The sequence below is a fragment of the Acinetobacter sp. CFCC 10889 genome (assembly GCF_003268395.1).
Classification (GTDB): domain Bacteria; phylum Pseudomonadota; class Gammaproteobacteria; order Pseudomonadales; family Moraxellaceae; genus Acinetobacter.
The window spans coordinates 1-3,710 of sequence record NZ_LQXQ01000115.1 but is presented as its reverse complement, the minus strand read 5'-3'; the positions used below and the strand labels follow the sequence as shown (position 1 = coordinate 3,710).

Annotated in this window: 4 protein-coding genes; 2 read left to right on the top strand and 2 right to left on the bottom strand. The window is 33.6% G+C overall.

Translation table 11 applies throughout. The features are described from left to right. The coding region (locus AVJ19_RS20510) for a hypothetical protein (protein ID WP_162626682.1) at nt 1-554 on the bottom strand (554 nt) is incomplete at its 3' end. A 598-nt stretch (nt 555-1,152) separates the two neighbouring features. On the opposite strand from AVJ19_RS20510, the gene AVJ19_RS20505 reads away from it, so the two are divergent. Then, nucleotides 1,153-1,875 carry a hypothetical protein gene (locus AVJ19_RS20505; protein WP_162626681.1) on the top strand — a complete coding sequence of 241 codons (723 nt, stop codon included), beginning with the start codon at nt 1,153-1,155 and terminating at the stop codon, nt 1,873-1,875. Between the two features lie 117 nt (nt 1,876-1,992). Here the strand turns inward: AVJ19_RS20505 and AVJ19_RS20500 are convergent, their stop codons facing one another. Next, the gene (locus tag AVJ19_RS20500) at nt 1,993-2,742 is read right to left on the bottom strand and encodes a hypothetical protein (protein WP_111861360.1); all 750 of its coding nucleotides are present in this window, start codon (nt 2,740-2,742) and stop codon (nt 1,993-1,995) included. Between the two features lie 191 nt (nt 2,743-2,933). On the opposite strand from AVJ19_RS20500, the gene AVJ19_RS20495 reads away from it, so the two are divergent. After that, complete coding sequence (locus AVJ19_RS20495) at nt 2,934-3,641, top strand: DsbA family oxidoreductase (RefSeq protein ID WP_111861359.1); 708 nt, start codon at nt 2,934-2,936, stop codon at nt 3,639-3,641. The last annotated feature ends 69 nt before the right edge of the window (nt 3,642-3,710 follow it).

Here is a 3,710-nt window from a genome sequence, read left to right as displayed (position 1 = left end):
CCAAATATTTTATTAAACTCTTGGTTAATATAATAAATTTTATGATTAGCCTCAGCGGAATAATGCAAGTCATATTTTAATAAAAGCATTAAAGGTACAATAGGTAGATACGCATTTTCCATACTATTGGGATTTTGATCCAATTTACTGAGAAATTGTTGAGTGACTGCATTTAACTGTTCAATATCAGATGTAGAATAGGCTTGCTTATCATATAAACTTTTTAGTGAGTGATAGATCAAAATCTCCAAATCGCGTACAATTTCTCTCGAATCCCCTTTAAGCTGTTGTTTTTCTAAATTTAACCATTCAATTTGATTGTTAATCTGAGTCTTTTGACATTGATCCGTCAACTTTAAAGGCAAATAAGGTCCAAGGTCAGGTAAATCAGAGTTATAAGAAGATACTATATTGCCATTTTGCAAGTTTTCTTGTTGATAACTTTTCAATTCCTGATATTGAAACAACTGTTCATAACTTTGACAATTTTGTTCTAAATCTACGAGCATCTGATCAACAACTAAATTTTTGGCAGCAACCGATTGTATAATCATCAGAAGCATGCCAAATAATATTATTTTTTTAGGCTTGCACATAACTGTACTATTTTTAAAATTTTATGATGCGCTAATTATATTGAAAAATTTATTGCTTCCAATATTTTTTCACTTTTCATTGAACTTAATTTCAACAATGCTTAATTTTTTAATTTCAGAGGGTAAAGAAAAACATTCACCTTCTTTACGAGGATTAATAGAAACCCATACTGGATTTGCACCCATGATATTTTCCTTAAGTTTGTTTATTATTAGTGAAAAATCATAATATTTTTTACATCGATTGGAAAGCACACTCAAAGAGAATACGACATTTGGTGTCGCCTTCATTTATGTTGGTTTTAATCAAAATACAATATGATATGACACGGCTAAACATTCTCATCCACTTGCAAAATCTTGCCCTATTGCATTGAAACAAATCATAGTATGATCTAAACGGTAATAATGCTGATGAGTAATTCTTTTAATTTCCAACTCTTCACTAATTGATCTAAAACTTTAACAGACCGTTATAACAATGAGAAATCGTCCACCCAATAAAATTTTATTAAAACCACCGAAAAAACAAAAGTTCGTCATTTTGCAATTCTGCGTGCTTATCATTTTTATTATTTTGATCGGATTTATTTTAAATTATTTCATTTTTTCAAATGATTTAGTCACTTATCCATATTTTCCATCATATGGAATAAACCTGCTGAATCAAGGTATTGCATGGTTATTTGCCTTGATCATTGGCTGTACCATTTCTCTGTTCTTTATTTCAATCTGCCTCGATTGGTTAAGAAACTACCGTCAGAAAAAATTGATATTTTATTTATTAGGCAGTTTTCTCTTTTTTGCTGCCATTTGTTTCGGCATATTTTTTGGACAAGTCGCTTATAAAATAAGCTATGCGCTTACATTTGGCATAACAAGTCAGCTTGCCAAAAATGTAGGAGTGACTGAACCCAACAAAATTAAAATCGCAGCACATATTGCTAAAAACTCACTTTATAAGCAAACCATTGGCATAAAAAGAGGCAAATTTTATAAACATATCATTGACCCTGTAGCCTATAAAATTCAAATTCAACTGAGTATAAATGATCGTCCTTATTTACTCGAACCATATTGTTATACGCAAAATAGTCAGATTTTAGCCTTATCAAGCTCATCTTTTATGGCAATCGGGCAGCATTCAATGTTAGGTTTTCGTTGTACCGCACGGTGTGAATTACATGCTTATTTTCAAGCAGACGATCATTCGCCCCTTTCATCTGCTAATTTTACTCAATGCTCTCATATTTATGCACAACAACCTGATTTAGATTAATAATATGAATCATGTTGGAATAATCTAAAGATATTTTTCTACTTAAGATTAAAAATTAAAAGCTTAAGTTCTATAATCTAGTAAATCTTAAGCTTTTAAAAATTTTACAGTTTATTTTTAAATTTCCTCTTCGATCTCTTCCGCATTCTGTTTTTTCTTCTGCTCAATGTCTTTATTTAACTTTAAAACATCTTGATACAACGCATTAAACTGCTTCACTTGTGCATCCTTTTGGAACATGATTTGCCCATTTTCCTTATGCCACTCATTATTTTTCAACAAGGCAAACATTTGCTCTGCTTTATCTAAAATCTGTAATTCCAACAAAATCAGCGCACTTTCCTGATCAAGCTTTAGATTTTTCTCCAATTTTTCCTCTAAAGGTTGCTGCAAAGCATGATCAATGCCTAAAGTCTTTACCTTTGCCAATGCATCTTGCTTATCTGCGAGATTTTGACGCTGATACTGAGTCATAATTCTACGCACTGCTTGCAACATCTGTTCAGTTTCAACAAACTTCTGCTTACGATCTGCATCCAAACGATTCACATCTAAAAAATGATTCCACTTAGCAGCTTCCAAATCACGAAGATATGTATTTCGTGTTTCAATATTTTTCAGCCAATAATTTAAAACAAATTCAGACAAAACCCGATAATCCCCACTTAAACGAGCATCATGAATATCCATCGTGACAGGCTTTGACCAATCCTGTGCAACTTCATATAAAGTTTGCATTTTTTCAGTCATCACTACATCAAACATTTGCCGTTGTGCCTCATTTTTTTTCAACTGATAATGCTCATAAGCAAAATATGCAGCAATCGCTAAAACAATTACAACAACAAGACTAATGATCCGACGCATAAACTGCTCTTTCACAAGGAATAATCGCTAGATTAACCGAATTTTCATAAACTGTATATTTTTTATGCAAAACCATTTAGTTGACCATTGTTCAATCAGCAGCCCAAAAAACGTCTTTCACGAAAAAAAGCTTTAAATACACAAATGATCACGCTACCCTCATACGCAATTGAGCAGTTTAAGGAATTCCCATGCGTGTAGATATTTGGTCAGATGTGGTTTGCCCATTTTGTTATATCGGTAAAAAGCGCTTAGAAGCGGCAGCACAACAAGCCGAAATCGAACTTGAGATTCATTGGCATAGTTTTGAACTTGATCCTGAAGCTCCAATTCGCCAAGAAATTTCTAATTCTGAACGCCTTGCACAAAAGTATGGTCGTACATTGGCTGAAGTTGAAGAGATGCAACGCAATATTGCAGCGATGGCAAAAGAAGAAGGTATCGAGTTTAATTGGGAAAATGCCAACTCAGGTAATACTTTTAATGCGCATCGCATCATTCATTTGGCACAAAGTAAAGGACTTGGCTCAGAAGCCAAAGAAGCTTTTTTCTATAGCTATATGACCCAAGGTTTACCGATTGGTGAGCGTGAAACACTTGAAGATGTCGCATCACGAATCGGCTTAAATCCTGTTGAAGTCGATGATCTTTTAAACTCAGATGAATTTGCTGACTTTGTAAAATTTGATGAAGAAGTTGCCCGTGAACAATTAAATGTTACAGGTGTGCCTTTCTTTGTATTGGATCAACGTATTGCACTTGCTGGTGCACAGCCACGTGATGTTTTTATAAAAGTATTACAACAAGCACTTGAAACGAGTTCTGACGAAGTCGTAGCAGCACAAGAACAAGATGCTGTATGTACAGACCAGTCTTGTGATGTGCCTGACTCAAAATAAGATAATTAAGATTTCACTTGGCTGTATTGCATGAAAAGCCCACTTTTTAAGTGGGCGATGTTTTTTTGG

Bases quoted from the DNA above. Each gene is read 5' to 3' on its own strand.
- AVJ19_RS20500 (WP_111861360.1), bottom strand. From the start codon at position 2,742: ATGCGTCGGATCATTAGTCTTGTTGTTGTAATTGTTTTAGCGATTGCT.
- AVJ19_RS20495 (WP_111861359.1), top strand. From the start codon at position 2,934: ATGCGTGTAGATATTTGGTCAGATGTGGTTTGCCCATTTTGTTATATC.